Genomic DNA, 504 nt, shown 5'->3' with positions numbered 1-504 from the left:
TCCTTCATCGACTCCTAGTGTCAAGGCATCCACCGTGCGCCCTTTCTAACTTAACCAAACTAAAATTAAAAAATATGAGCTACACTGTTATCTAGTTTTCAAAGAACATACCATTTGCTATTTAAAATAGCTTTTTGGTGGAGCCTAGCGGGATCGAACCGCTGACCTCCTGCGTGCAAGGCAGGCGCTCTCCCAGCTGAGCTAAGGCCCCAAAATGTATGGTGGGCCTAAATGGACTCGAACCATCGACCTCACGCTTATCAGGCGTGCGCTCTAACCAGCTGAGCTATAGGCCCATACAAATTGCAGGATTTATTTATATCATATCCTCATTTAAGAGTCAATACTGAATTGAACTCTCAAAACTAAACGAAAACGAAACACGGAAACTTATATTGATAAGCAGCGCTTATCAATTCTCCATAGAAAGGAGGTGATCCAGCCGCACCTTCCGATACGGCTACCTTGTTACGACTTCACCCCAATCATCTGTCCCACCTTAGG

General features: G+C 44.6%; 2 tRNA genes and 1 rRNA gene. All 3 read right to left on the bottom strand.

From position 1 onward, the window contains the following. Positions 1-135 precede the first annotated feature (135 nt). Positions 136-211, bottom strand: a tRNA-Ala gene (locus ACTFRY_RS29770). Positions 212-219: 8 nt separating this feature from the next. Then, positions 220-296, bottom strand: a tRNA-Ile gene (locus tag ACTFRY_RS29765). A 130-nt stretch (positions 297-426) separates the two neighbouring features. Next, positions 427-504: ribosomal RNA gene (locus tag ACTFRY_RS29760) — 16S ribosomal RNA — on the bottom strand; the annotation flags it as partial.

The sequence above is a fragment of the Bacillus cereus group sp. MYBK195-1 genome (genome assembly GCF_051916605.1).
Taxonomy (GTDB): Bacteria; Bacillota; Bacilli; order Bacillales; family Bacillaceae_G; genus Bacillus_A; species Bacillus_A cereus.
This window is presented reverse-complemented; position numbering and strand designations above follow the sequence as displayed.